The sequence below is a fragment of the Halomonas sp. AOP43-D1-4 genome (assembly GCF_052446175.1).
Classification (GTDB): Bacteria; Pseudomonadota; Gammaproteobacteria; order Pseudomonadales; family Halomonadaceae; genus Vreelandella; species Vreelandella citrativorans.
The window spans coordinates 1-24,567 of the sequence record NZ_JBQSVY010000014.1; the positions used below are offsets into that span (position 1 = coordinate 1).

Here is a 24,567-nt window from a genome sequence, read left to right on the forward strand (position 1 = left end):
GCGGCTCATGGATCCTCCTAGGTACCTTTAGTATAAGGCCTAGAGGTGTCTACGAAACCCGGGGCGATTCACATACTATATATAGACCATGGGAAAATCAATTCAAGCATATATAGTATTTTTTCATCCACAGGTTATTGGCAGGCTAAGCCCAGCACCATGCCTATTAACAAAAAATCCGCTAGGATTGCACCTTTGCTTTTTTAGCTGTTAGTGGTTTTTAAATATTTGTTATCTTTATGTTTTATTGAAAAAAGTCGTACGGTCTCACTCTATCTTTCTCAACCACCATTTAAATTTGAAAATGGCTTTTAAGCTGAGGTACCAAATCACTGCTTCTACCTCTAGTCAGGGCGCTTGTTCTTGAGCCCATAAGGAAAAGCCCGCCGGGTTGCGGGCTTCTGGCGTAACTATGAGTTAGCACAGGTCTGAATTTTGCCAACTTAAGGTAAAGCGTGCGTACTACTCCAACTGCCATTCAGCAAGTGGTACTTCGTTTTGGCAGCTGGTATCTAACTGAGCCAGTGGGTCATCCAGAAATTCGTTAATCACGGTGGAGCGACACTCATTGACCGGGCTATGCCCCAGCGCCTGCATCTCGATAGCCTGGAGATTGGGCATGGTGTCGGTAAGCTCATCGCTCCAACGAGTACCGCAGCAAGGGTCCATCTGGCCATGGATCGCCAAGGCTGGTGTCTCTGCCATTACGATGTCGTTATGCTCGGGTGGCACGTCACCATCCCCGCCCCACCAAGCGCAAAGCCAGATAGGTTCAAAGCCAATAATGGCGGGTTCGCGCTGTACGGCAGCTATTGAGTCTTGTGGTGTGGGCCGATTGGTTCCCATGTCATTACAGGCCTGAGCCAGGAACGCACCCATGGCATAGTTAGGCGCTTCAGTCACTGGGGTGTAATCGTCAATCATGAAGAAATCATGCAGCGACGAGTAGTCACCCTCAGTTACTTGGAAAACAATGCGAGGCAGTTCGGCATAATATTGCGGTAGCATCAGGTAGAGCGTGTCGAGGAAGGCGGCACCATCAAAGTATAGTGTTTTCTGTTCGCCCTCTGATTCTACCTGGGCAATATAGGGCTTATCGTCCAGCGCGCGGCGCGTTCTATCAATGGCCAAAAACCATGCCGGGACTTGCTCTCGGCAAGCTTCGCTGTCTTCAACGCACATAGCCAGAACGTCTGTAAATCGACGTTTTAGAGTATAAAACTCATCCAGGGGCGCTCTATTGCGAAGGCTGGTGTACCAGGGCCAACCAAGAATGGCGGCTCTCACACTGTCGGGATAATAACGAACATAAGAAAGCGCTGTGCCACTACCAGTAGAGGAGCCGAAAATATTCACGTTATCGTAATCAAGCAGGTTACGAATCTCATCGAGATCGCGTGAGGTGGACCTTTCCGTATATTGGGCAATTTCAACGCCCTCATCTTCAAGCTTTTGGTAGCAAGCAGCGACTTCGTCAGTGATATGTTGCATCCGCTCCATAGGGTCGAGCGAATCCGTCAGCGCCGGTGTATGAATAATATTGTGGTAGGGCGACACAGCTGCGTAGCCAGGACACTCCAGCGCAGGGGAGGCATGCTTAAAGCCGCGAGGATCAAACACTACTAACGAGCGGTTGCCAATATCCTTACGCAGTTGCTCAATGTAATCAGCATTGCCGAGGATGGAGTATCCTGGACCGCCTGGAAAAAAGACCACGGGGTCGCTTTCCGCATCGGCATCATTTTCAGTTTCCGGGTCGATAACGCCTATAGGAAGCTCAATTGTTCTCCCGTTTGGGTTGCTCCAGTTTTCTTGACCGTAGAAGGTGTAGCAACTGGCATTGAGGTCTTTTAGCGCTTGGGTTGCGCAGGCTGTGCTTTCTAGCCGAGGGATAGTGTCTTCATCTTGGTCTTGTGCGTGAGCCATTCCAGCACCTAATGCAGCCATTAGGCATAGGCTAGCGATGGTCTGATGCTTAGTGGGGGGCATAACATCTCTCCAATGCTTTTTTGTGTTGGCGAGAAGGACGGCAAATGCTTGCCGTAGCCCCACTATAGTTGAGTAAACGCTAAGTAATAGTACCAACCCCATATTGTTGAATAACGAGCCCGGCGGCACCGAAGAGACTACTTACTTTAGTGTTAACTGTGGTTTACATTTTGGTTATGAAAATGATTACCGTCACCGAGACCTACTCGACCTGGTTTGAGAAGTTGCGAGATAGCAGAGCCAGGGCACGGATTTTGTCCAGCGGGGGTATGAGCTGGTGATCTTGGTTGGCGGGTGGTGATAAATCCACCCAGACGAGGGGTTGTACAAGGCGCTTTCCGCTGATGGGAACCCTAGCTTTGCAACGATCATGACGGTGACGAAAGCCCTCGGTATTTCGTTGCATGTTAAAGCGTCGTAAGGCAGGTACCCGCATCATAATACTCCCTGCCTTTTAATGAATTGCATCCTGAACGCTGGATGAGTGTCCAACTTTTGGATGCAGTTCGCTTTACGGGGTTCTTTGTACGATGCAGGAGCCGTTAAGGTTGCAGGCGTAAACTACTCGCTTCCTTTCGGGTCGGCTTTATCAGATTGCTGATCGATATTGTCTTTATGAGCGCACTTTTCTTTAACGACTTGAGCGCCTGGAATGGGCGCTGCTTTGCCTGACGTGTTGTGGCCAGGCTCTGAGCGAGCGTCTGAGCTCTTCTGGTTATCAACGTTTTCATCTGGCCGATAAGGGCGCGGCTCATCATGGTGAGACGCTTTTTGGGCAGCATCATCGCCACGAGGAGTATCTTTATTGACGACCTCTTTGGCTTTTTGAGCTTCTTCACTTTTATTACGCTGTTTATCCTGTCCATGATTCATGACGTACTCCTTTGCATTCCGAGCCTTCGCTTTGAAAAAGCCAACGTGACTCTTTCTGCTTACAGCGTAGAACAGCCCTCTGAAACCTGCAGGCCCAAAAAAGTACGGTTAGATGCTTTTCCACCTACTACGCAGATACTAAAGTCGCCCAAACATGCTCATAAGCGATAGATAGCGCGACGCCCATCAACAGCACCGCCATTATCTGATTAAAGCGTTTAAAGAAGGCAGGGTTATCAATTCGGTTACCGACCAGGCTACCTATCCACATGTAGCTTCCAGGGGCGCCTGCGGCCAGTAGCGCTAATCCCATCGACCAAACCACCAAGCCAGGCCCTTGAATGCCCGCCGCGGGAAACTGCAGTGTGGCGATGGGGAGTGTCGCCACGATTCCTTTGGGGTTGAGCAGTTGCAGAATGAACCCGTCACGATAGCGAAGAGTGAGTGGCGAGCTGGATACGGCATTAACGTCAACGCGCGCTCTCGCAATGTGTATGGCCAGATAAATAATATAACCACAGCCGAAAACACTAATCGCGATGAGTAGGCGTCCATCAATCCACGCAGCACCTGCCCAGCCGAAGAGTAAAAACAGTAATAGCATCGCCGTGCCTACGCCCAGGCAGAAACCCAGCGACGTTTTTGCCTGCCCATTAACGCCTGTATTTAACCCCATCAGGTTCACAGGCCCAGGCGAATACATGATGCCCACGGCATAAGCGATAATAGCTAACATAAATGCTCTCTGGTTAGTCGTTAAGGTGGTGCTGGTATTGGTGGGGAGTAAGGCCATAAATACGTTTAAAGCGACGGTTGAAATGGCTAAGGTCGGTAAAGCCATAGCGAAACGTCACCTCACTAAGCGATGCGCCTTTTTCAAGTGCGCTGCACGCCGCATTAACCCGGCAGTTGATGACGTACTGGTAAGGAGTGATGCCCAACTGCTGACGAAACAGCCGCAAGAAATGAAACTTGGAAAGGTGCGCCGCTTGACTAATCGCTTCAAGCGAGAGATCGGTGTCCAGGTGTGCGTGGATATACTCTTTGGCCAAGCCGAGAAGTGCGTCGGGCCTGCTAGAGGTATGCCCAGGCTGGTAAGCACCGCCTAGTTGGGTGATTCGTTCAATAACTTGATAGAGCGCGTTTTCCTGGTCGATCTGGCTGCCGGTTGATGTGGTAATCAATCGGGCAACGTTGGTTATCCGCTCGCGTAGTGCCATGTCTTGCACCAGCGTACTGTCGAATCGAAAGTGGGATGCTGTTTCCTGCCCCAGGGCGTCGTCAAATAGGGCCTTAACTTGAGCGGGGTGAACGTACAGCATGACGTAGTCGAGCGTGCGGTCGCCGCCTGGTTGGCCGTCGTGAACGTCATCCGGGTTAAAGATAATTACATTACCTGGTGGGCTACGGTGATATTGCCCACCGCTGAAAAAGTCCTGACGACCTGACAGCGTCACCCCAAAGGCGTACTCCTCATGCGCATGAGGGGCATAGCGAAAATCGAACATCGCTGCCTGTAGCGTTTTCAGCGTGGGGATGTGCTGGCTTTTAGTGAACTGAAAGCGGCTTGCCGATTTTCCCATTGCTAAGCCTCCGTCTATCCAAATGTCATTGCGCTAGTTTAACGCTCACGTGTTAGCGCAGCTTGTACAAAATTGCGCTTTATAAGTGTCGGTTGCTCCTTTCGTGCCTGCTTATTCTCCTCCCGCTACCCTCATGCCGTGTTGTCTGATAATTTCAGACGTATCTACTAAGCCTTCGTTAAAAGGATAGCTGCCTATGTTTACCGGCCTGAGTGCATTTCCATTAACGCCCATGAATGAGCAGGGGATTCATGAAGACGAATTTTCCGGTTTAGTGGAACGCTTGGCCAAGGCGCAGGTGAACTCTATCGGCGTGCTGGGCTCAACCGGTAGCTATGCGTATCTCAACCGAGAGGAGCGGGCGCGCGTTACTCAACTGGCGATAGAAAGCGCGGGCGATATACCCGTGATTATCGGCATTGGTGCAATGCGCACACGCGATGTGCTAACGCTGGCCGAAGATGCCCAGAAAGCGGGCGCCAGCGGCGTATTGCTGGCGCCCGTTTCCTATCAAACGCTGACCGATGACGAAGTGTTCAGTCACTATGAAACGGTCTGTCGTTCCTTAAGCGTACCGCTGTGTGTGTACGATAATCCGGGCACAACGCACTTTACATTCAGCGATGAGCTGCATGGGCGTATTGCCCAGCTGCCTCAGGTCCGCTCGATCAAGATTCCGCCGGTCAGCATGAATCCCAACGCCGCTCGCGAGCGGGTTGATCGGTTGCGTGCTTTGATTCCGGAAGATGTCACCTTGGGAATAAGCGGTGACGTCATAGCGGCCACTGGCTTAATCGCAGGGTGCGATAGTTGGTATTCCGTGCTGGGCGGGTTATTTCCTGAAACGGCGCTGGCGATAACGCGAGCAGCCCAGGCGGGTGACTTTAAAATAGCGCAGCGCCTTTCTGATCAGCTAGAACCTTTCTGGGCGCTGTACCGTGAATACGGAGGAAGCTTACGGGTTATCGCCACCGCCGCCGAGATCCTTGGCAAGGTCAGCACGCCTTGCTTGCCGCTGCCGCTAAACACGTTCCAAGGCAGTCAGCGCGCAAGAGTCGAGCAGGTGATTGAAGAGCTCGAACTACGTTAGGCGAAAGCATCAAAACGTCCAGTAAACGCTGGGCAAATGCGTATTTAACGCGTTACTCGACAAGCTCAATCAACCTATCCGGATAGTCGGTAAACAAGCCGTTCACGCCCCAGCCGATGAGCTGCTGCATGTGATCGGTATCGTTCACCGTGTAGATGTGTACCGCCAAGCCGTTATCCTGAGCCTGACGGATGAATGCTTCGTCGATCACCTGCTCGCCTTCATAACGGTAATTCGACCCTAAGCCTACTGCGTAATTGGCCACGGCTTGAAAGTGCTCGTCGGTGATGTCCTGCGCTCCAGGCGTGGTACCTCTCCACTCCACCAGACGTTCACTGTCCTCTGTGCTGGGGGAGTACCATACCAACTGAATCAGTGGGATATCGTCGTTCAGTTCGTGAATCTTGAGCAGGCTCTCCTGCTCAAACGACTGGATCAACACGCGTCCGGTGTTGATCATATCAAACGCTTCCAGGCGCTTAACAAGCGCCGCTTCAACGCCAGGGTTCAACTGGGGCGACTTGGTTTCCAGGTAGTAGCGGGCGTTCTGACCAAAACGGCTGAAAACCTCTTCAAGCGTTAATATCTCGGCACCCATAAACGCCTCATCCGCCAAGTCAGGATAAGCGTCGTTAAACCAGGCGCCCGCATCCAGGTTCTTGAGTTCGGCAAGCGTATGATCGTTGATGCGGCCTTCGCCGTTGCTGGTGCGCTCAAGGGTATTATCGTGAAAGGCCACCAATTCGCCATCGGCGGTCATCTGAATATCCAATTCCAGATAGTCCGCTTCCCATTCATGGGCCAACGCCAGTGCCGCCATGCTGCTTTCCGGGGCATGGCCGCTTGCACCGCGATGGGCAATCACCTGAAACGACGCTAGATCTTTTAGCTGTTGCTCCAGTGGAGACGTTTCTGCTAATGCAGTCGAGGTGGTAACACCAGCGAAAAGACCTAATGACACGGCAGTAAATAACGAAGCAGGACGCATAAACGTTCCTTTTAGTGAATGTTCTGCTCATTACCCTACGTCGTTTACTACTCCACTCCAAATGATGCTGCGTTAAACATCGTGGTCTACATCAAGCTTATTTTAAATAAGAATATAAAATAGTTTTTTTATGCTTTTTTGTGAATTGTGAATGCTCTAATATAGCCACCTTTTTTACGCTGGACCATAGGCAGGGCCTGCGTTGGCCCGTTAGCGATTGATAGGGAAGCCACCATGGGTGAGCAAATGAGCGAGCAACAAGGCGCGCACTTCAAGCGCAGTATGCAGACGCGCCACTTGGTAATGCTCTCGTTAGGGGGCGTGATTGGCACCGGGCTGTTTTTAAGTTCCGGCTATACCGTGCAGCAGGCAGGGCCGGTTGGGGCCGTGCTGGCCTATCTGGTGGGTGGCATCGTTGCCTGGTTGGTGATGATGTGTCTGGGAGAGCTGGCGGTGCATATGCCGGATTCCGGCGCGTTCAGCGCCCACGCCAGCCGCTATATTGGCCCTGGCACTGGCTATATGGTGGCTTGGATGTACTGGCTCACCTGGACGGTGGCGCTGGGGTCGGAGTTTACTGCGGCGGCGGTGTTTATGGGACGCTGGTTTCCCGATATCCCCGGCTGGTACTGGAGCGGGCTGTTCGCAGCCATTGTGTTTGGCGTGAATGCGTTTACCTCACGCTTCTTTGCCGAGTCCGAGTTTTGGCTGTCGTTGATCAAGGTAATCGCGGTGGTGGTGTTTGTGATCGTCGGGGCCGGCGCGATTATTGGCTGGGTGCCACTGCAGGACTCAAGCGGCGCTGCGGTGGCATCGCCGGGGCTTTCGGCCTTTTGGGGCGAGGGCGCCATGTCGCCGAGTCTGTTGGCCATCGGCACTACGTTACTGGCGGTGATGTTTGCGTTTTCCGGCACGGAGCTTATTGGCATTGCCGCCGGGGAAACCGTGGACCCGGCGCGCAATGTGCCCAAGGCGATCCGCGCCACGCTGTGGCGGCTGATTCTATTTTTTGTGGGTACCATCATCGTGATTGCTGCATTGCTGCCCCAAAGCCAGGCCGGGCTTAGCCAAAGCCCCTTCGTCGCGGTATTCCAGCGCCTGGGCGTACCCGGGGCGGCGGATATCATGAACTTTGTGATCATCACCGCGCTGCTCTCGGCGGCCAACTCCGGGCTTTATGCCTCATCACGCATGCTTTGGACGCTCTCGGATCAAGGCACTTTGCCCAAGTCGCTGGGTCGGCTTAACAAGCGCGGCATCCCGATGAATGCGCTGCTGCTCAGCATGATCGGCGGCTTCGGCGCGCTGTTTTCAAGCGTCTACGCACCGGAAACGGTCTACCTGGTACTGGTCTCGATCTCTGGCTTGGCCGTGGTAGTGGTGTGGATGGCGATCGCGCTCAGTCAGCTCAACTTCCGCCGCCACTATCTGCGCGAAGGCGGGCGGCTTGAAGACCTGGTCTACCGCACGCCGTTCTACCCCTGGGTGCCGCTGATCGCGTTTGCGGCTTGTCTGGCGGCGTGCATCGGTATTGCGTTTGATCCGCAGCAGCGCGTGGCGCTTTACTTCGGGGTGCCGTTCATTGGCCTGTGTTACCTGGCGCATTTTCTGCACCATCGTAAGGCCGTTCAATCCCCTGTCCACCTGGATACCGCCGCTGAGGAGAAAAGAGTATGAGTGAAACAAATCCGATCAAAGCCTTGCTGGCGGACGCTCCCTTTATGGTGATTGACGGGGCGCTTGCCACTGAGCTGGAAGCGCTGGGCTGCGATCTCAACGATAGCCTGTGGTCGGCGCGCCTGTTGGCTCAGGCGCCGGAGAAGATTCGCGAGGTGCATCAGGCGTATTTCGAAGCCGGTGCCGACTGCGCCATTACCGCCAGCTACCAGGCCACGGTGCCCGGTTTTATGCAGGCGGGAATGACCGCCCAGCAGGCGCGGGAGCTGATTCAGCGGTCGGTCACGTTGGCGCAGCAGGCGCGCGATGCGGTGTGGCAGCCGGGGCAAACCGACCGCCCCAAGCCGCTGGTGGCCGCATCCGTTGGCCCCTATGGCGCTTATCTAGCAGATGGCAGCGAGTACCGCGGCGGCTATGATCTGGATCGTGCCGGGCTGGTTGAGTTTCATCGCGAGCGTTTCGAGCTGCTGCTGGCCTCGGGCGCTGATCTGTTGGCAGCAGAAACCCTGCCCTCACTAGAGGAGGCGCTGGCAATCACTGATCTGTTGGCTGAACACCCCGGCGCCCAAGCCTGGGTTACCTTCTCGGCCAAGGATGGTGAACATATCAGCGATGGAACACCGATTGAGGCGTGTGCCGCAGCACTGGCCAACTGCCCGGGCGTGGCAGCGATTGGCATAAACTGCACCGCGCTTGCGCATATCGAGTCATTGGTCGCGGCGATCAAACGCCAGTGTGACCTGCCTGTGTTGGTGTACCCCAACTCGGGCGAGCTGTATAACGCGGCGACCAAAACCTGGCACCCGGCACCGTGTGATCACACCGCCACGGGGCCTTCTGGCTTGGTTCAAGGGGTGGAGCAGTGGTTGGCAGCAGGGGCTGCGGGTATCGGTGGCTGCTGCCGTACAACACCTGATGATATCCGGGCACTGGCCCAGTGGCGGCAGTCGCTTTAGTTGGCCAGTGGGCTGGGCTTTTCCCGCGTTAAGAGCTTGAAGCGCCCAACTCCCGCTTAAGCCACTCGGCCAACTGCTCACTACGCTGGCGGTTGTGGTGGCGGGGTAGCCACAGGCAGAGCTTGGCGGGGGTTTCGATAAATCCCCAGGGCGCGGTGAGTCGTCCGCTCTTCAGGTCATCTTCGACCAGCAGTTTTGGCGCGATCGCCGCGCCTAAGCCTGCCACGGCGGCTTCGATTAAATAGTAGAGATGATCGAACCCTTGGCCTTTACCCAAAGCCTCTTCAAGAGTCGCCAGTTCAAGCCCTTGGGCGCGGCCCCATTGTGGCCAGGCCTGGGGGCGAGAAGCGGTGTGTAAAAGCTTGCTGGAAAAAAGCGTATCCGGCTGCGCTGGGTCGAGCTTCGCTTCCAAGTGAGGGCTTGCCACCGCGCAAATCTGCTCGGCCATTAGCTCGACGACGTCTACCTCCGCAGGCCAGGGCGGCTCGGAAAAGGCCAGGGTAGCACTGATATTTTCCTGCTTGGCGGGCAGTTCACTTTCGCTCACTACGACCTGCAATTTGAGCTGGGGCAGGTCGCGCTGCAGACGGTCCAGCCTGGGAATCAACCAGCGCGCCAGCAGGCTGCCGGGGCAGGCCAGCGTAAAGGGCGCTTCTTTCACATCACGCTTGAGATCCGCGCAACTATCACGCAGGCGGGTAAACGCTTCGCCAATGCCGTGATAAAGCCGCTCGCCGTGGTGAGTCAGCTCAATGCCACGGCCCGCTTTGGCAAACAGCATAACGCCGAAATGTTCATCCAGGCTACGCAGCTGGCGACTAACGGCACCGTGGGTCACGCTTAGCTCATCGGCTGCAGCCGTCACGCTGCCTAGCCGGGCGGTGGCTTCAAAGGCGCGTAGGGCGCTTAAGGGTGGCATGCTCTGTTGTATCAACGGTTGACTCCAGCTCACATATTGATGACATCTTATCGATTTTTATCTCCGCCTGCTTGCGCTACTTTCAATGCAACTGCTACTCCGCTTTGAGAGGTCATCATGAACCAACCTGCGCTCCAGCCTGATATTAACGGCCTGTTTGGCCAATTCGGCGGCCGCTTTGTTGCCGAAACGCTCATGCCGCTGATTCTTGAGCTGCAAGCCGAATACGACGCTGCCAAAGACGACTCTGAATTTCAGCGCCAGCTCGCCTACTTTCAAAGCGACTACGTAGGGCGCCCCAACCCGCTCTATTTTGCCGAGCGGCTGACCGAGCATTTTGGCGGCGCGAAGATTTTTCTTAAGCGTGAAGAGCTTAACCATACCGGCGCGCACAAGATTAATAACTGCATCGGCCAAGTGCTGCTGGCCAAACGCATGGGCAAAAAGCGCATCATCGCTGAGACCGGCGCCGGTATGCACGGCGTGGCTACGGCCACGGTGGCGGCGCGGTTTGGTTTGTCCTGTGTGATCTACATGGGTTCAACGGATATCGAGCGCCAGCAACCCAACGTGTTTCGCATGAAGCTGCTGGGCGCTGAAGTGATCCCGGTCACTTCCGGCACTGGTACGCTGAAAGATGCCATGAACGAAGCGCTGCGCGATTGGGTCACCAACGTGGATGACACCTTCTACATCATTGGCACTGTGGCCGGGCCGCACCCGTATCCCGCCATGGTGCGCGATTTCCAGGCAGTGATTGGCCACGAAACCCGCGCGCAAATGCAGGAAAAAGAGGGCCGCCTGCCGGATTCTTTGGTGGCCTGTATTGGTGGCGGCTCCAACGCCATGGGGCTTTTCCACCCATTCCTGAACGATGCCTCGGTTGAGATGATTGGCGTTGAAGCAGGCGGCAAGGGCGTTGAAAGCGGCCAGCATGCGGCAAGTCTAAACGGCGGTGCGCCGGGCGTGCTTCACGGCAACCGCACCTATCTGTTGCAGGATGAGGACGGCCAGATTATTGATGCCCATTCGATTTCGGCAGGCCTGGATTACCCCGGTATCGGCCCTGAACACGCGTGGTTGCACGAGCAGGGGCGCGTTGAATATGTATCGGCCACCGACGACGAAGCGCTTGAAGCCTTCCAAACCTGCTGCCGCCTGGAAGGGATTATCCCCGCCCTTGAAACGGCCCACGCGCTGGCCGAAGTCGCCAAGCGGGCGCCGAACCTTCCAAGCGACCACCTGATGGTGGTTAACCTGAGCGGGCGCGGTGACAAAGACATGATGAGCGTAGCCCACTACCTGGGAGAAAAATTCAAATGAGCGCATCTGTTCAAAAGAGCGAATCTATTCACCAGAGCGCACATAAGGAGACTGCTATGAATCCCAACTCGCGTCTTGCAGCACGCTTTGCCGCGCTCAAAACCGAAAACCGCCCGGCGCTGGTGAGTTATCTCACCGCGGGCGACCCAGATATGGCGACATCGCAACGCATTCTTGAGGGCCTGCCCGCTGCCGGTGTGGACGTGATTGAGCTAGGCATGCCGTTCAGCGATCCCATGGCCGATGGCCCCGCGATCCAAAAAGCCGCGCTGCGCGCCCTAAAAGAAGGCCAGACCCAAGCTAAAACGCTGGAGATGGTGCGTATCTTTCGCGAAAAAGATACTACTACGCCCATCGTGCTAATGGGCTACTACAACCCCATTTACCGCTATGGCGTAGAGCGCTTCTTAACCGATGCCGCTAGCGCCGGCGTAGATGGCCTGATTGTGGTCGACCTGCCCCCGGAGCACGACGACGAGCTTTGCCAGCCTGCCGCCCAGCACGGCATCGACTTTATCCGCCTGGCCACGCCCACCACGGATACCAAGCGCCTACCCAAAGTACTGGGTAACGCCTCCGGGTTTATCTACTACGTTTCGGTGGCAGGCGTTACTGGCGGCAGCGCACCCACGCCCGAAAAACTTGAGCGCTCAGTCAGCCAGCTACGCGAACACACCCAGCTTCCCATCGCCGTTGGCTTTGGTATTCGCACCCCGGAACAGGCCGCGATTATTGGCCGATTCAGCGATGCGGTAGTGGTTGGCTCCGCGTTGGTAGATTGCATCGAGCACGCCGCAACGCCTGATGAAGCTGTCAACGGAGTGCATGACCTTGCCCGTGGCCTGGCTGAAAGCGTTAGGGGGTGCCGCGAGGTGCAAGTGAGCTAATCGGTGTGATATAGCAAACACATATCATGAGCAGGCCGTCGTGCCTGCTCTAATAATGAGCCGACCTGTCACCGTTCTAATAACGGATTAGCAATGTAAAATTCGCCCTATAAACCGTGATGGGTTAATAAAAAATATTGTTTTGGTTGCCTACTGAATATTTTCTTGCTGAAGTGAACAAAATATTCTGATTTGAGGCGCTTTGAGATGAAACCTGTAGGCTATGCGTACCTTCATGATCACTTAGCCTTAGGGGTATGCCCACCCGTGTGTCCCGCACGGATACGCCCAGTTACACGCATTATATCTATGGAGCAGGAGATAGCAGTACCTGCTGGCCGCGCACCAGAAGCCTCGCTACTTGCTCATCTGCTTTTCGCACTGAAACACGAGGGTATTGACCTTGCCATTCTGGCGGGGGCCTTGCCACACTTGTCGATAGAAGAGCTAAAAAATGCTTTGCATGCCTCGCCAAACGGCATTTATTTGAGAAAGTTAGGTTATCTATACGAAGCGTTAGTAAAGCGCTTGCCGTTCGATGTTGCCGTTAGTGGCCGGGCTGTGCCTTTATTTGATCCTGACCGTTATCTTACCGGCCCTTCGATACGCGATAGCCGCTGGCGAATTGACTTCAATGGGCTAGGAACGCTCGACTATTGTGCAACTGTGCGTCGTACCCCTGAGATTACTGCGCTCTTGGAAGAAGATATTCTGGCTCAAGCTTCCGCATTCATGGCCTCTTTGCCCTCTGGGATGTTAGATCGTGCAATTCAGTGGGCTTATCTCAGTGAAACACAGTCCTCGTTTGCCATTGAACAAGAGTCGCCATCACCTGATAAGCAGCAGCGTTTTATGCAGCTACTGCGTCAAGCTCACGAACGTAAACCACTGACAGAAGCGTACCTTGTCGAACTGCAAAATAGCACTATCAGTAATCCGTTCGACAAAGCTGCCACTTTTCGGCATGAGCAGAATCACTTGCATAACGGGTTGCCAGGGGCGATAGGCGTCAGCTATTTGCCGCCACCGCCAACCCTTTGTGGCGAGTTAATGGATGTACTGATGACTTGGGCCAATCAGCGTTCAGAGAGTGATGCAGAAGAAGGCGTTTCGGCACTGGTTATTGGAGCGGTACTCTCCTTTGGTTTTGTTTTTCTGCACCCTTTTATGGATGGTAATGGGCGTATTTCACGCTTTTTGATTCACCATACGCTATGCCGAATGGGAGGGGTGGCTCAAGACAATCTTTTGCCTATTTCGGTCGCCATGAAGCGTTATGAAGCAGAATATCTAGCCGCACTGGAAGCGTTTTCAAAGCCCGCTCGAGAGCACTGGCAAGTCAGTTGGATAGATGCCGACCAATATGACTTTAAATACAAGGGGCTGGACGCTCTTTACCGCTTTTGGGACGCGACAGAGGCGGTGGCATTTACACTGAAAATGGCAAAAGTAGCTTTAGAGGATGAGCTAAAAGCCGAAACTCGCTACTTGGCGTGTTTTGATCGTGTTTACGCTGCTATAAACGCAACTTACGATATTCGTGGTAGCGATTTGGCACGTCTGGTCATGATGTGCTTGAGTAATGAGGGACGTCTCTCTAACAAGCGTCGTAAACAGTATCGCTATCAAGTACCTGATGGGGTACTTGATGCTATCGAAGCAGAAGCGCAAAGCGTACTTGAAGCGTTCGAAAATAGTGATGCAGCTACCTGATTAAACGTCATCAGCAAACGTTTAAGAACGCCCAAGCCTTAAGCCAGTTAGAAAGTAGCTAAACGATGCCGCCATTGGCGCGCAGGGTTTGGCCGTTAACCCAGCCGCCTTCAGGCGAGGCGAGAAAAGCCACGACGCTTGCGATGTCGTCCGGTTGGCCGAGCCGCTCCAGTGGCGGCATCTTGGCCATCCGCTCGACCAGTTCGTCAGATTTACCCTCAAGAAACAGATCTGTCGCGGTAGGGCCGGGCGCCACGGCATTGACGGTGATCGAGCGGCCACGCAGCTCTTTGGCAAGAATCGCGGTTAAGGTCTCAACGGCGGCTTTGGTGGCGGCGTAGACCCCGTAGGTTTCAAGTTTCAACCCGACAACGCTAGTCGATAGGTTGATGATCCGGCCACCGTCGCTCAGACGGTTGGCCGCTTCGCGCATGGTGTTGATCGAGCCTTTCAGATTGATATCAATCTGAGCATCCACCGCGTTCTCCTCCATCTGAGCAAGCGGTGCAAGCTTCATAATGCCCGCGTTATTGACCAGCACATCAATACGGCCCCACTGCGTTTCAAGGGTGTCAAAAAGCTGACGCACCGCTTGGGCATCGGCTATATCAGCTTGAATAGCCTGCGCTTTACCATCCGCCGACTCAATCTCTTGAACCACGTGGTCAGCGGCTTCTGCATTGCCTGCGTAGTTGACGATCACCGTAAAGCCATCGCGCGCCAGCTGTTTAGAAATAGCCGCCCCAATCCCCCGGGAACCACCCGTTACAAGCGCAATTTTCTGTTCTGCCATCGTTTTTCTCCTTCTGCGTAGGGAATTGGTGAATACCTGACGTATGCAGCATAAAAGACAAAGCGTGCTCTATAATCAAGCTTAACCTGTCATCACTATTCGGAAACCGTGAACAATGGACCGACTTGATACGATGCACGCGTTTACGCGTATCGTCGAAAGGCGAAGTTTTACTCACGCTGCGCAAGACCTGAGTATTTCTCGCTCAACGCTGACCGAGGCCATCAAAACATTGGAGGCACGCCTTGGCGTAAGGCTGTTGCAACGTACCACGCGCTCGGTGCACCCAACGCGGGATGGCGACGCTTACTATCACCGCTGTTTGAGTATTTTGGCCCAGGTTGAGGACGCGGAAGGCGCGCTAGTGAATGCCAAGCCCAAAGGCGTGCTGCGGATAGACGTTCACGGCACGCTAGCCCGCCATTTTATATTGCCGAAGCTACCCGCGTTTCTTAACACCTACCCAGGTTTGGAGCTTCATATGAGCGAGGGTGATCGTCTGGTCGATCTAGTAGGCGAGGGCATCGACTGCGCCTTGCGCGTCGGTATGCCCCAGGACAGCGATATGCACTCCCGGCGAATCACCACACTTGATGAAGTCACGGTCGCCTCGCCCGGATACCTGGCCAAGTACGGAATGCTGCATTCAGTGGCCGAGCTTGGCGGGCACACGATGGTGGGCTTTCACTCCAGCCGTGCAGGCCAGACGCTGCCTCTTGAGTTCACTAATGGCGGAAAAGTTGAATATGTAACGTTGCCTGCCAACGTGACCACGAGTGCGGCAGAAAGCTATTACGCGGCCGCGCGACTAGGGCTCGGCATCATTCAGGTGCCCCGTTACCACGCAGAAGATGATCTACGAACTGGCCAGTTGATCGAAGTCCTGCCCGCCAATCCACCCACAGGATCACCCGTTTCCATTCTGTACCCAAGCAACCGCCAGTTATCCCCCCGCGTGCGGGTATTTATCGATTGGGTGGTGAGCGTGTTTAATGAAGGTGATGAGCTTGCCAAACTTGTGGAAGAGCGCCGAGGTGAAAAGGATAAAGCGGTGACGGTGTCGCTGGATAATCTATAAACTATGGGGCTGCCTGAATCTATGGTTGTACCTGTTGGGATAAGCATTTGCCTAATTGTTTCTACTTCTTATATCAGGTCGTTTGATAATCCCCGAGTACACGAGCTATCACACCATGCGGATGGAAGATGATGGCATTGCCATGGTGGCAACTACCCAATTCTTTAATCACGAGGCCATAATGCGAAAACTCCTTACACTGATAGTAGTGCTGGCGCTGGGCTATACTTGGGTGTACTTCTATTACGGCCATGCCGTTAAACAGGCAGTCCAGCAACAGCTGGATAACCGTGGCCTTTCAGCGGTCAGCGTCGATAACGTTGAGTACGGTGTGCTGGCGCCCGTTAGCAGCTCCGCAAATCTTACGGTAAGCATTACTTATCGCGGCGCCCAAGCGGAGCTGGACCTAACCGTAGAAGGCCACCCCGTGTTTTCTGATGAGGTAAGCGTTCAGTTTGATGGCCTGCAAGCGCTGCGGTTGGGCATTGGTTTGGGGATGTAGTAACGCTTCAACGTGACAAGACGAGAGGGCATCCGTCTAAGCACTTTCGTTACGATCCAGCCTTTCAAAGCGGACCGGCACAGGCGATGTAACGGTCCGCCTTCAATTCTGGCACACCGTATGTAGGCGGATTGGCATATCCTATTTGAATAGCACTTTGTAAACGCATTGAGACGCGTAGCGACGTATGTTCTTGGCTATTCACTTGTGAAAGATAAGGGAAACCATGTATCCGGTATCTATAAAAGGGGTATTGCTCCTGCCCGCCAACAAGGTCGTACTGGGGCTTAATGACCGCGATGAGTGGGAGCTGCCTGGCGGGCGTATCGAGATAGGCGAAGTATCGTCAGAGTGCCTGGAGCGGGAGTTCGAGGAAGAGCTCGCTGTGAAAGTCGTTGGTCAAGAAATTATCGATAGTTACCTGTTTGAAGTCATTCCCCAAAAGCATGTATTCATCGTCACCTACGGCTGCTGTCTTGTGGGCGAGTTCAACCCGACGGTGAGCCACGAACACTCTCGAATTGATGCCTTTCCGGTTGATAACTTGCCCCATAACTTACCTGCAGGGTATGCCCAGTCGATTAATGCATGGTGCGCCATGCAGGGCAGCCTAATTAGCGATGGTGTACCGCAAGCGAGTCCTCCGGTGCTTCATGCCGGTCATTCAAACCGTAATCTCGGATGATGGCCGCAACACGAAGCCGATAGTTGGCAAAGATTTCCTGTCGGCCTGCTTTCTGAATGGAGCGGTGAGGTTCGAACGTCCGCCACTGCTTGACGGCTTCTTCGTCCCGCCAGAAGGAGAGCGACAGGATTTTGCCTGGGTGGGTAAGGCTCTCAAAGCGCTCAATCGAAATAAAACCGTCGATATCTTTTAAATGCGGGGCCAGCGTACTGGCGGCGTCCAGGTAGTCATTTTTGCGGTCCTTATGGGGTAGCACTTCGAATATCACGGCAATCATAAAGCACTCCATGCATCTATCGGTGCAATACCCAGCGTGCCATCTACTGCTTCAACGAAGCTGCGTTCCTCCTTGAGGATAAAGCGTTGCGCCTGCGCCATGACAAAGTTCGCTTGCCCGCCTTCGTCAGAATGTAGCCGTAAACGGTAGGCTTCATAGGCGGCCAGGCTATCGAAAGCCACAAGGCCCCAGGCCACGTTATTCGATCCTTCATGGGGAAGAAAATAGCCGATGAGGTGGCCGCCGCAGCGGGGAATAATCTGGCCCCAGTTTTCGGCGTACTCCTTGAAGGCGCTACGTTGAAAGGGATCAATCTCGTAGCGAATCACACAGGTAATCGTCATGGGGGATCTCCTCTGATTTGAAAGGACAATACCGCGTTGTCGGCCTCTAATGGTTCGACTAGAATCGAATCATGAGTGAAGGCCCCAACATCGTGCGCGTCGCAGCGCTTATCGGAGATAACGCCAGAGCAGAGGTTCTCTCTGCCCTGATGTCAGGCCGTGCGTACACTGCTACTGAACTGGCAGATACGGCTGGGGTAACCAAGCAGACCATCAGTTTTCATCTTGGCAAGCTGCTGGAGGCTGCGCTGATTACGGTCGAAAAGCAGGGCCGCCATCGCTATTTCATGCTGGCCGGGCCAGAAGTGGCTAGCCTGCTTGAATCGCTGATGGGTCTCGCATTTAAAAACGAAGACGGTTCCCGCTTTACCGGCCCCCGCGATCCTGCACTTCGTAAGGCGCGTATCTGTTACGACCACTTGGCCGGGGAATTAGGCGTATGTGTGTATGAGCAGATGCTTCAAAATGGCATCTTTCAGCAGCACTCAGGAGGGCTGGACCTCACTGCGCATGGTCGAGCATGGTTTCTTCGATTGGGTATTGATACCGATGCACTGGCGTCTTCAAAACGCCCATTGTGTAGAACATGCCTCGACTGGAGCGAGCGCAGGCATCACCTGGCAGGCGCGCTTGGCAGTGCGCTGCTTAACCGTATTCAGGAACTGGGGTGGGCGAAGCAAGAGAAGGATTCCCGCGTGATTGCGTTCAGCGCTTTAGGCGAGAAAGCGCTGTGGGCAATGCTCACACCTCAAAGTACGCTAACGGTTTCCGGCCAGACATTTACCTCTCAGCGGCCTGTGGACATCGAAAACATTCAAACGATACAACATACATAGTCCAACTGTACTTTTTGAGGCCTCGCCTAATGCACTATCGCCCCATGACGATTGAAGATTACGACGCCGCCGTAGCGCTATGGCTGAGCACGGAAGGCGTGCGGCTGCGCGATGCGGATTCCCGCGAAGGCGTTGCCCGCTATTTGCAGCGCAACCCCGGTTTAAGCTTTGTGGCAGAAGCAGAGGGAAGCGTAGTGGGTACGATTATGAGTGGCCATGATAGCCACCGGGGCTTTATTCAACACCTAGCGGTCGCGGCTTCACACCGCAACATAGGCGTCGGCTCACAGCTGGTGGCGCTCTGCCTGGAAGCGCTTAAAAATGAAGGCATCCAAAAATCCCACTTGATGATTCTGGTTGAAAACGAAGCCGGTAAACGCTTCTGGAGCAACCTGGGCTGGGAGTTTCGTACTGATATTGCGCTCTACTCGTTTATTAACGGCGGCGGGCCGAATGCCTAGAGCTCTGAGTGCCTTGGCTTGGCCGAGTATGTGGAGCCAAGTTTGCTGCAACCATTCAGAGATGGCGCGCTATCGTCGCTAAGCCACAAGAACAATGAGCGCAAACATCATACGGATGGCATAAGCTTGATGTTCCAAGTCATCACGATAAAGGATGCACCGTGAACAATGACGAATTAAAAGCTTTATTTGATCAACAAGCATCAAACTATGATCAGCAGTGGGCAAAACTATCACCCATTACCAACGGGCTCTATTTCCTGCTGGAGTCCGTTTTTGCAGACTTGCCTGAGAATGCCAGCATCCTTTGCGTAGGCGTGGGAACAGGCAGAGAGCTGATCTATCTAGCCAAGAAGTTTCCCGGCTGGCGCTTCACTGCTGTAGACCCCTCGGGCGCTATGTTAGATGCGTGCCGCGAAGCTGCCAATAAAGAGGATATCGCATTGCGCTGCACCTTCCATGAAGGGTACGTAGAGTCACTTCCCGATGACACTACCCATGATGGCACTACCTGCTTTTTAGTCTCCCAGTTTATGGTGGATAAAGCCGCCCGCGCAGCATTCTTTCAGCAGATTGCTAACAGGCTCAAGCCTGGCGGCGTTTTGGCAAATGCTGACCTGGCGTTTGATAAAGAGTCAGGGGGCTTTGACGCCATTCTGAAAGTGTGGATGACGGTTATGTCAGGAAGCGGCGTTCCAGCGGAAGCCATCGGCAAAGTCAAAGCTGCCTATGAAAAAGACGTAGCGATTCTCCCACCTGACACCGTTGCCTCGATTATTCAGTCAGGCGGTTTTACACGCCCAGTGCCATTCTTTCAGGCTGGGTTAATTCACGCCTGGTTTACGAAGCGGGAATAGGCGCGTTCAGCCCGCTAATAACAAAAATATTTTCAGTACTGCACTGAAATATGCTTTTTATAGAAGGTGTCGCACTATATAGACGCAACTTTTTACAACGAACTTCAACGTCTACAGGAACACATTTATGTCTGATGCACAGAACGCCGTGAACATTGTCAGCAACTTCCTGGAAGCCTCTATGGCACCTGACCCAGAGCTTGCGGCCACCTATATGGCCCCCGATGTCGTTATCATCTTCACCGGTGGCCGCGCCATGGAAACCCCGCACGCCATTACCCACTTTAATGCTGGACGTTATGCATGGGTTAAAAAAGCGCTAGGGCAGTTTGATTGGACGGTTCACGAGGATCACATCGTTGTCTACTCCAACGGTACGTTATACGGAGAATGGCCAGATGGACGTCCTTTTGCAGGCAATCGCTATTTGGACCGGTATGAAGTGCGTGAGGGTAAAATTACACGTATGGATGTATGGAACGACAGTGCAGAGTGGATATTAACGCCTGAGCTTAACCGGCAGTCTTAATCAGCAGCGTGTGCGGAGCTGGGCATGGTTTTTGAAGCAACTGCTCATTTAATTATCAGATAGACAAGTAAGGTCATGCCTACGGGGTGTTAGTGCATGACTACAAAAATATCCGGAAAGAAAAATGCCAGTCAGGCTTACCAGACTGGCACTACCGCCTTGGCGGGGATTATGCGTGAAAGCGAGACGGTGAAAGTAGGGTTGATCCCACCGAATTACACAAACAAATTACTCGGCACCGATTTCATCGAGCCCGGCACGGGCGCAAGACGCGTCGATATCGCCCGATGGTGCACCACCTACACCAATACCGCCGACCAACTCACCATTGATTCGTATCGGCAGACCACCTGCCTGAACCACCATCCGGGCATCCATGTTGTGCATCCCATCATTCCCCGGATTGCCACCGATAAATCCGGCCAGGCCAGCCGTGTCACGCCCCATGCTGGCCGAAGTGAAGGCCTTGCCTATGCTACTGTTGATGGTATGCGGCCCAGCATTGTCGGCGCGTAACAGCACTTTCGTTTCACCGCTACGAGCAGCGATAGCAACGCTGACATTGTGGCCTTCGGCAGAGCAGGCATCCAACGCAGTCTGCGCAGCAGCGAGGCTCATGTCGAGCGGCAAATAAGGCGCTGTTGGAAGATCTTGCGCCATAACGGAAACAGGAGCCATCAACACGGCAGCCAAAGTAAGATTACGAATCATTTTACGTCCTCGGTAAAATTAATATTCATATTGATGCTCTTAACCTATAGCAATGTTTAATAAATATTCAAAGTTTAAATTACTTTGTAGTGCTCTCAAGAGCGCCTATACAGGCCGAACGTGTCAGCGGGCGTGCTGACGCTGAGGGTTTTCGTCGCATGCTATAAGCCCAGCAGCTATTCAGTGACGCTGCCTTTTCAGCCATTACTTTTAAAGGTGCCCCATGGCGTTGAACCCCCTCTCTTGGGCTGAAGAGCTACCGCTACTGCATGACCACCTTTGGGCGCGCCTGACCCAAGGTGTCAGTGACCGCCACGCACCGGCGCGTTATCTCACCCTGGCCACCGTTAGCGAAAGCGGCATGCCGCAAGCCCGTACGGTAGTGCTCCGCAGCGCCGATAAGCAGGCGGCAACGCTTGCTGTTTACACCGATATTCACTCAGGAAAAATCAGCGCTCTTCGCGCTAACCCTATGGCCGCGCTGCACGTATGGGATGCTGCTGAGCAGCTCCAAATACGCATAGAAGCCAGCGTCAGCATTCTGACCAGCGAAGCCGTAAGCGAGCAGTGGCAAAGCCTGCCGGAACACGCCCGCAGCGCCTATAGCAGCGGTCCCGCGCCGGGGGAACCGATTGTTGCTTCACTGGATTACACCAAAACGCCGGATGAAAGCGCTTTCGCAGTGTTGTGGATGGACGTTCAAGCGATAGAAGCTCTGCACTTGGGCCATCACCATCACCATCGCCGCGCCGTATTCTCGTGTGGTGATGGTTGGGCGGGGCAGTGGCTGGTGCCGTGATGGCCGCGCATCTGCTGCTTTTAATGCGGGGTTGGTACCCTCGGGTACCGAAGAATGAATCCAATCGGAGCGAAAATGACGATCTTACCCACCTTTGATACCGCTCGTCTTAAAGTGCGACCGCGGACGCACGCAGACCTTTCAGCCTGTTTGGAAATGGATCGCGACCCTGAGGTGACGAAGTTCGTTAAAGGCCCATGGTCTAACCCTAAACGGCACGAGGCCTTCGTGCGTGAGCGGATCGATACTAACTTTGGCGAGGGGCTCGGCTACTGGTCCGTGTTCTTACGCGAGCGTCCTGATCAATTTCTCGGCTGGATTCTTTTAATTCCCTACGATGGCGTCGGGCCTGAAGTTGAAATCGGTTGGCGGTTCAATCGAAAAGCGTGGGGAAAAGGCTTTGCAACCGAGGCGGCCACGCCGGTGCTAAAGCATGCGCTTGAAACACTCGCACTTCGCCGTGTTGTTGCTGATATCGATGCTGACAACGTGGGGTCCATCCAAGTCGCTATTAAAATTGGCATGTTGGATGAGGGCATGAAGGAGCTTGATGGCGTTACCTATCAATCATTTGTGGCGCGTCAATAAATGTTCACAAAGGGTATGATGGCAGCTCTTACGTGTTTGGCACTGGCGATCTCTCGGTGTTTGATGCGCGCCCGCTAGCGTTTGAGCAGGATATGATTGTGGTGGCCGTGGATTACCGGCTCGGCCTGCCATCGGCACAAGCGCTGGTATCCCATGATGATGCGTTTCTGGAAACCCTTGCCCTGACAGACAACCTGCAGGCTGCCGAACAAGGATGGCATTTGGAGCCTTAATCCAGCTGAGCTTCTATCGCGGTCTTGTCGATCACCGACCAGACTTCCTGAATCTTATTATCACGGAAGAGGTAGAACGCGTTCTCGCAAAAAGTCACCTTTTTGCCGTCCACTGCAAGGCCGAGGAAGCTACCTTTCGGGGTTACATCGAATCGCAGCCTGCACGCAACATGGGGTGAATCAGCGGCCAAAAGCTCAATATTGAAGTGAAGATCGGGTATCTGCTCATAATCGGCTTCCAGCATGGCGCGATAACCATCAAGCCCTAGGCGCCTGCCGTTGTGGTGGGCGTCGTCATGCACGAACTGGCCAAGGCTCGTCCAGTCCTGATGATTGAGGCAGGTGATGTAATCACGGTACGCCGCTTCCAAGTCACGTTTGTTCATCCTGGTTCTCCTTTCCTGGGCTGGCGTGAAGGTATTCGCCAAGGGTACACAGGCTCAGTATCATAAGTAGCCTAAACCAAGCCACAGAAGTCATCATTCATGTCGTGCCCACCTTGCCCCCATTGCCAATCTGAATTCGTCTATCAGGATCAAAGCCTGTTCATCTGCCCCGAGTGCGCCCACGAATGGAGCCCTTCTGAGACTGAGGCGGAAGACACCGTGGCGGTAAAAGATGCCCACGGCACACTGTTAGCGGAAGGCGACAAGGTAACGATGATCAAAGACCTCAAGGTCAAAGGCAGCTCACTGGTGCTCAAGGTAGGCACCAAAGCCGTTATCAAGCGGCTCGTGGATAGCAAGGATCACCAACTGGACTGCAAGGTCGATGGCGCAGGCGACATGATGGTAACCGCTCATTTTGTGAAAAAGGCCTGAATAAGAGCCGGAATTCCTCTATCCACATCACGACGCCGTAAGCTGAGGCTCATCCACTTCCACCGCGTCACACAATGTTTCAGCAAAGCTTGCCAGGGCAGGCGTCCAGGTTTCCGGTTCGGGGGCGACAAAATAGGTATCGATGTGGGCAATAGAAGCGGGCAGCGCCAGTGTGTGAATCCCGAACCGGTGCTGGTGAGCGTCAACTGTTCCACACGGTAATACCGTATAGCCCATCCCGGCGGCGACGCAGCCCAGCATCGCATCCAGCGAGCCAAACTCGAATATCCGACCCGCATTGACGCCATAGGAAGCCAGCAGTAGCTCGATACGCTGGCGGTAGCTACACCCTTGGCGAAACGCCATGAAGGCAGACGCCAGCAGCGCTTGTGAAGAGGGCATCGTCGTCATCGGTGTTGAGCCCACCAGAACAAGCTCCTCGCTGAACGCTTTAAGCACGTGGTAGCGGCTATGCTCAAGCCGCCCAGCCACGAAGGCACAGTCCACCTGGCCATTTAGCAGCAACTCGACCAGCTCAGCCGTTGGCCCGGTCTTGAGCTGGATATCAACATCAGGCTGCGCTGCGTGATACGCCGCTAGTATTGGGGGAAGGCGCAATGCCGTCGTGGTTTCCATGGCGCCTATCCGTAGCCGCCCACATGCCTTCTCCTGGCCCTTGAACAGCGATACCGCTTCATCATGGGCCGTCAACATGCGCTCAGCGTACTCCACTAGCGCCAAACCCGCGCTTGTGGGGCGAACACGCCCCGCGCGATGAAACAACTGTACGCCTAACTCCTCCTCAAGCTTCTTGATGTGAGTCGTTACGTTGGATTGCACCGTGTGCAAGCGTTTTGCCGCTGCCACGAAGCTGCCTGTCTCGGTCACCGCCATAAAAAGTCGCAATGATTTAAGCTGCATACTCACCTTTCTGCCAAGCCAGAGTTATCTCAAAAAAAGATAGTATCTATCAAAACAAATCGTTTCTAGAAATAGTTTCTCGCGCGTAGTCTGGCTGTGAAGTACCGCGCTGCCCACCTTGCCCGAAAGGCGGC

General features: G+C 54.1%; 30 protein-coding genes. 18 read left to right on the top strand and 12 right to left on the bottom strand.

What is annotated here, in order from left to right; all coding sequences use genetic code 11:
- Positions 1 to 462: 462 nt before the first annotated feature.
- Positions 463 to 1,926, bottom strand: a complete 1,464-nt coding sequence (locus tag ACT3RQ_RS14595; protein ID WP_444680749.1) for an alpha/beta fold hydrolase — start codon at positions 1,924 to 1,926, stop codon at positions 463 to 465.
- Positions 1,927 to 2,311: 385 nt separating this feature from the next.
- Between ACT3RQ_RS14595 and ACT3RQ_RS14600 the strand changes: the two genes are divergently transcribed.
- A complete protein-coding gene (locus ACT3RQ_RS14600; protein ID WP_444680750.1) occupies positions 2,312 to 2,410 on the top strand; it encodes a hypothetical protein in 99 nt (32 codons plus the stop codon).
- Between the two features lie 140 nt (positions 2,411 to 2,550).
- Here the strand turns inward: ACT3RQ_RS14600 and ACT3RQ_RS14605 are convergent, their stop codons facing one another.
- The 3 genes from ACT3RQ_RS14605 to ACT3RQ_RS14615 all read right to left on the bottom strand — a co-directional run bounded on the left by ACT3RQ_RS14605 (position 2,551) and on the right by ACT3RQ_RS14615 (position 4,445).
- On the bottom strand, positions 2,551 to 2,862 hold the full coding sequence (locus tag ACT3RQ_RS14605; protein WP_444680751.1) for a hypothetical protein: 312 nt from the start codon (positions 2,860 to 2,862) through the stop codon (positions 2,551 to 2,553).
- Between the two features lie 127 nt (positions 2,863 to 2,989).
- On the bottom strand, positions 2,990 to 3,598 hold the full coding sequence (locus ACT3RQ_RS14610) for a LysE family translocator (RefSeq protein WP_444680752.1): 609 nt from the start codon (positions 3,596 to 3,598) through the stop codon (positions 2,990 to 2,992).
- A 13-nt stretch (positions 3,599 to 3,611) separates the two neighbouring features.
- The gene (locus tag ACT3RQ_RS14615) at positions 3,612 to 4,445 is read right to left on the bottom strand and encodes a helix-turn-helix domain-containing protein (protein ID WP_444680753.1); all 834 of its coding nucleotides are present in this window, start codon (positions 4,443 to 4,445) and stop codon (positions 3,612 to 3,614) included.
- A gap of 196 nt (positions 4,446 to 4,641) precedes the next feature.
- Between ACT3RQ_RS14615 and ACT3RQ_RS14620 the strand changes: the two genes are divergently transcribed.
- A complete protein-coding gene (locus ACT3RQ_RS14620) occupies positions 4,642 to 5,535 on the top strand; it encodes a dihydrodipicolinate synthase family protein (protein ID WP_444680754.1) in 894 nt (297 codons plus the stop codon).
- Between the two features lie 52 nt (positions 5,536 to 5,587).
- Here the strand turns inward: ACT3RQ_RS14620 and ACT3RQ_RS14625 are convergent, their stop codons facing one another.
- Entirely contained in the window at positions 5,588 to 6,523 is a 936-nt protein-coding gene (locus ACT3RQ_RS14625) for a glycerophosphodiester phosphodiesterase (RefSeq protein WP_444680755.1), read from the bottom strand.
- Between the two features lie 234 nt (positions 6,524 to 6,757).
- Here ACT3RQ_RS14625 and ACT3RQ_RS14630 point away from each other — a divergent pair, with 234 nt between their 5' ends.
- Together ACT3RQ_RS14630 and mmuM are read left to right on the top strand one after the other, a co-directional pair.
- The gene (locus ACT3RQ_RS14630) at positions 6,758 to 8,200 is read left to right on the top strand and encodes an amino acid permease (protein ID WP_444680756.1); all 1,443 of its coding nucleotides are present in this window, start codon (positions 6,758 to 6,760) and stop codon (positions 8,198 to 8,200) included.
- A complete protein-coding gene (mmuM, locus tag ACT3RQ_RS14635; protein ID WP_444680757.1) occupies positions 8,197 to 9,156 on the top strand; it encodes a homocysteine S-methyltransferase in 960 nt (319 codons plus the stop codon). Before ACT3RQ_RS14630 ends, mmuM begins: the two co-directional genes overlap by 4 nt.
- A gap of 28 nt (positions 9,157 to 9,184) precedes the next feature.
- On the opposite strand, the gene ACT3RQ_RS14640 is transcribed toward mmuM, so the two are convergent.
- The gene (locus ACT3RQ_RS14640; RefSeq protein ID WP_444680807.1) at positions 9,185 to 10,087 is read right to left on the bottom strand and encodes a LysR family transcriptional regulator; all 903 of its coding nucleotides are present in this window, start codon (positions 10,085 to 10,087) and stop codon (positions 9,185 to 9,187) included.
- Between the two features lie 105 nt (positions 10,088 to 10,192).
- Between ACT3RQ_RS14640 and trpB the strand changes: the two genes are divergently transcribed.
- From trpB to ACT3RQ_RS14655, 3 genes are all read left to right on the top strand, one after another.
- A complete protein-coding gene (gene trpB, locus ACT3RQ_RS14645; protein ID WP_444680758.1) occupies positions 10,193 to 11,398 on the top strand; it encodes a tryptophan synthase subunit beta in 1,206 nt (401 codons plus the stop codon).
- A 56-nt stretch (positions 11,399 to 11,454) separates the two neighbouring features.
- Positions 11,455 to 12,285 (top strand): tryptophan synthase subunit alpha, encoded by an 831-nt coding sequence (gene trpA, locus ACT3RQ_RS14650; protein ID WP_444680759.1) that lies wholly within the window; start codon positions 11,455 to 11,457, stop codon positions 12,283 to 12,285.
- A 309-nt stretch (positions 12,286 to 12,594) separates the two neighbouring features.
- Entirely contained in the window at positions 12,595 to 13,998 is a 1,404-nt protein-coding gene (locus tag ACT3RQ_RS14655) for a Fic family protein (RefSeq protein ID WP_444680760.1), read from the top strand.
- Positions 13,999 to 14,056: 58 nt separating this feature from the next.
- Here ACT3RQ_RS14655 and ACT3RQ_RS14660 read toward each other — a convergent pair whose 3' ends face one another.
- Positions 14,057 to 14,791 carry an SDR family oxidoreductase gene (locus ACT3RQ_RS14660; protein WP_444680761.1) on the bottom strand — a complete coding sequence of 245 codons (735 nt, stop codon included), beginning with the start codon at positions 14,789 to 14,791 and terminating at the stop codon, positions 14,057 to 14,059.
- A 115-nt stretch (positions 14,792 to 14,906) separates the two neighbouring features.
- On the opposite strand from ACT3RQ_RS14660, the gene ACT3RQ_RS14665 reads away from it, so the two are divergent.
- From ACT3RQ_RS14665 to ACT3RQ_RS14675, 3 genes are all read left to right on the top strand, one after another.
- Positions 14,907 to 15,869, top strand: coding sequence for a LysR family transcriptional regulator (locus ACT3RQ_RS14665; RefSeq protein ID WP_444680762.1), 963 nt, complete (start codon positions 14,907 to 14,909; stop codon positions 15,867 to 15,869).
- 181 nt (positions 15,870 to 16,050) lie between these two features.
- The gene (locus ACT3RQ_RS14670) at positions 16,051 to 16,371 is read left to right on the top strand and encodes a hypothetical protein (RefSeq protein WP_444680763.1); all 321 of its coding nucleotides are present in this window, start codon (positions 16,051 to 16,053) and stop codon (positions 16,369 to 16,371) included.
- Between the two features lie 226 nt (positions 16,372 to 16,597).
- Positions 16,598 to 17,056 (top strand): NUDIX domain-containing protein, encoded by a 459-nt coding sequence (locus tag ACT3RQ_RS14675; protein WP_444680764.1) that lies wholly within the window; start codon positions 16,598 to 16,600, stop codon positions 17,054 to 17,056.
- Here ACT3RQ_RS14675 and ACT3RQ_RS14680 read toward each other — a convergent pair.
- Together ACT3RQ_RS14680 and ACT3RQ_RS14685 are read right to left on the bottom strand one after the other, a co-directional pair.
- Complete coding sequence (locus tag ACT3RQ_RS14680; protein WP_444680765.1) at positions 16,986 to 17,333, bottom strand: antibiotic biosynthesis monooxygenase family protein; 348 nt, start codon at positions 17,331 to 17,333, stop codon at positions 16,986 to 16,988. The two genes, ACT3RQ_RS14675 and ACT3RQ_RS14680, sit on opposite strands and share 71 nt — an antisense overlap.
- Positions 17,330 to 17,677 (bottom strand): NIPSNAP family protein, encoded by a 348-nt coding sequence (locus ACT3RQ_RS14685; RefSeq protein ID WP_444680766.1) that lies wholly within the window; start codon positions 17,675 to 17,677, stop codon positions 17,330 to 17,332. The genes ACT3RQ_RS14680 and ACT3RQ_RS14685 overlap by 4 nt, the downstream gene beginning before the upstream one ends.
- A 71-nt stretch (positions 17,678 to 17,748) precedes the next feature.
- Here ACT3RQ_RS14685 and ACT3RQ_RS14690 point away from each other — a divergent pair, with 71 nt between their 5' ends.
- The 4 genes from ACT3RQ_RS14690 to ACT3RQ_RS14705 all read left to right on the top strand — a co-directional run bounded on the left by ACT3RQ_RS14690 (position 17,749) and on the right by ACT3RQ_RS14705 (position 20,360).
- On the top strand, positions 17,749 to 18,513 hold the full coding sequence (locus ACT3RQ_RS14690) for an ArsR/SmtB family transcription factor (protein WP_444680767.1): 765 nt from the start codon (positions 17,749 to 17,751) through the stop codon (positions 18,511 to 18,513).
- Positions 18,514 to 18,542: 29 nt separating this feature from the next.
- On the top strand, positions 18,543 to 18,974 hold the full coding sequence (locus tag ACT3RQ_RS14695; RefSeq protein WP_444680768.1) for a GNAT family N-acetyltransferase: 432 nt from the start codon (positions 18,543 to 18,545) through the stop codon (positions 18,972 to 18,974).
- Positions 18,975 to 19,135: 161 nt separating this feature from the next.
- Positions 19,136 to 19,831 (top strand): class I SAM-dependent methyltransferase, encoded by a 696-nt coding sequence (locus tag ACT3RQ_RS14700; RefSeq protein WP_444680769.1) that lies wholly within the window; start codon positions 19,136 to 19,138, stop codon positions 19,829 to 19,831.
- A gap of 127 nt (positions 19,832 to 19,958) precedes the next feature.
- Positions 19,959 to 20,360, top strand: a complete 402-nt coding sequence (locus tag ACT3RQ_RS14705) for a nuclear transport factor 2 family protein (protein ID WP_087111820.1) — start codon at positions 19,959 to 19,961, stop codon at positions 20,358 to 20,360.
- A gap of 228 nt (positions 20,361 to 20,588) precedes the next feature.
- Here ACT3RQ_RS14705 and ACT3RQ_RS14710 read toward each other — a convergent pair whose 3' ends face one another.
- On the bottom strand, positions 20,589 to 21,071 hold the full coding sequence (locus tag ACT3RQ_RS14710) for a GlcG/HbpS family heme-binding protein (RefSeq protein WP_087111822.1): 483 nt from the start codon (positions 21,069 to 21,071) through the stop codon (positions 20,589 to 20,591).
- Positions 21,072 to 21,294: 223 nt separating this feature from the next.
- Here ACT3RQ_RS14710 and ACT3RQ_RS14715 point away from each other — a divergent pair, with 223 nt between their 5' ends.
- The 3 genes from ACT3RQ_RS14715 (at position 21,295) to ACT3RQ_RS14725 (ending at position 22,691) form a co-directional block, all read left to right on the top strand.
- Positions 21,295 to 21,870 carry a pyridoxamine 5'-phosphate oxidase family protein gene (locus ACT3RQ_RS14715; protein WP_444680770.1) on the top strand — a complete coding sequence of 192 codons (576 nt, stop codon included), beginning with the start codon at positions 21,295 to 21,297 and terminating at the stop codon, positions 21,868 to 21,870.
- 75 nt (positions 21,871 to 21,945) lie between these two features.
- Complete coding sequence (locus ACT3RQ_RS14720; RefSeq protein ID WP_444680771.1) at positions 21,946 to 22,458, top strand: GNAT family N-acetyltransferase; 513 nt, start codon at positions 21,946 to 21,948, stop codon at positions 22,456 to 22,458.
- 32 nt (positions 22,459 to 22,490) lie between these two features.
- On the top strand, positions 22,491 to 22,691 hold the full coding sequence (locus ACT3RQ_RS14725; RefSeq protein ID WP_444680772.1) for a hypothetical protein: 201 nt from the start codon (positions 22,491 to 22,493) through the stop codon (positions 22,689 to 22,691).
- Here ACT3RQ_RS14725 and ACT3RQ_RS14730 read toward each other — a convergent pair.
- Positions 22,688 to 23,077, bottom strand: coding sequence for an ester cyclase (locus ACT3RQ_RS14730; RefSeq protein ID WP_444680773.1), 390 nt, complete (start codon positions 23,075 to 23,077; stop codon positions 22,688 to 22,690). The two genes, ACT3RQ_RS14725 and ACT3RQ_RS14730, sit on opposite strands and share 4 nt — an antisense overlap.
- Positions 23,078 to 23,176: 99 nt before the next feature.
- Between ACT3RQ_RS14730 and ACT3RQ_RS14735 the strand changes: the two genes are divergently transcribed.
- A complete protein-coding gene (locus ACT3RQ_RS14735) occupies positions 23,177 to 23,512 on the top strand; it encodes a zinc ribbon domain-containing protein YjdM (protein ID WP_444680774.1) in 336 nt (111 codons plus the stop codon).
- A gap of 27 nt (positions 23,513 to 23,539) precedes the next feature.
- On the opposite strand, the gene ACT3RQ_RS14740 is transcribed toward ACT3RQ_RS14735, so the two are convergent.
- On the bottom strand, positions 23,540 to 24,433 hold the full coding sequence (locus ACT3RQ_RS14740; protein WP_444680775.1) for a LysR substrate-binding domain-containing protein: 894 nt from the start codon (positions 24,431 to 24,433) through the stop codon (positions 23,540 to 23,542).
- Positions 24,434 to 24,567 lie beyond the last annotated feature (134 nt).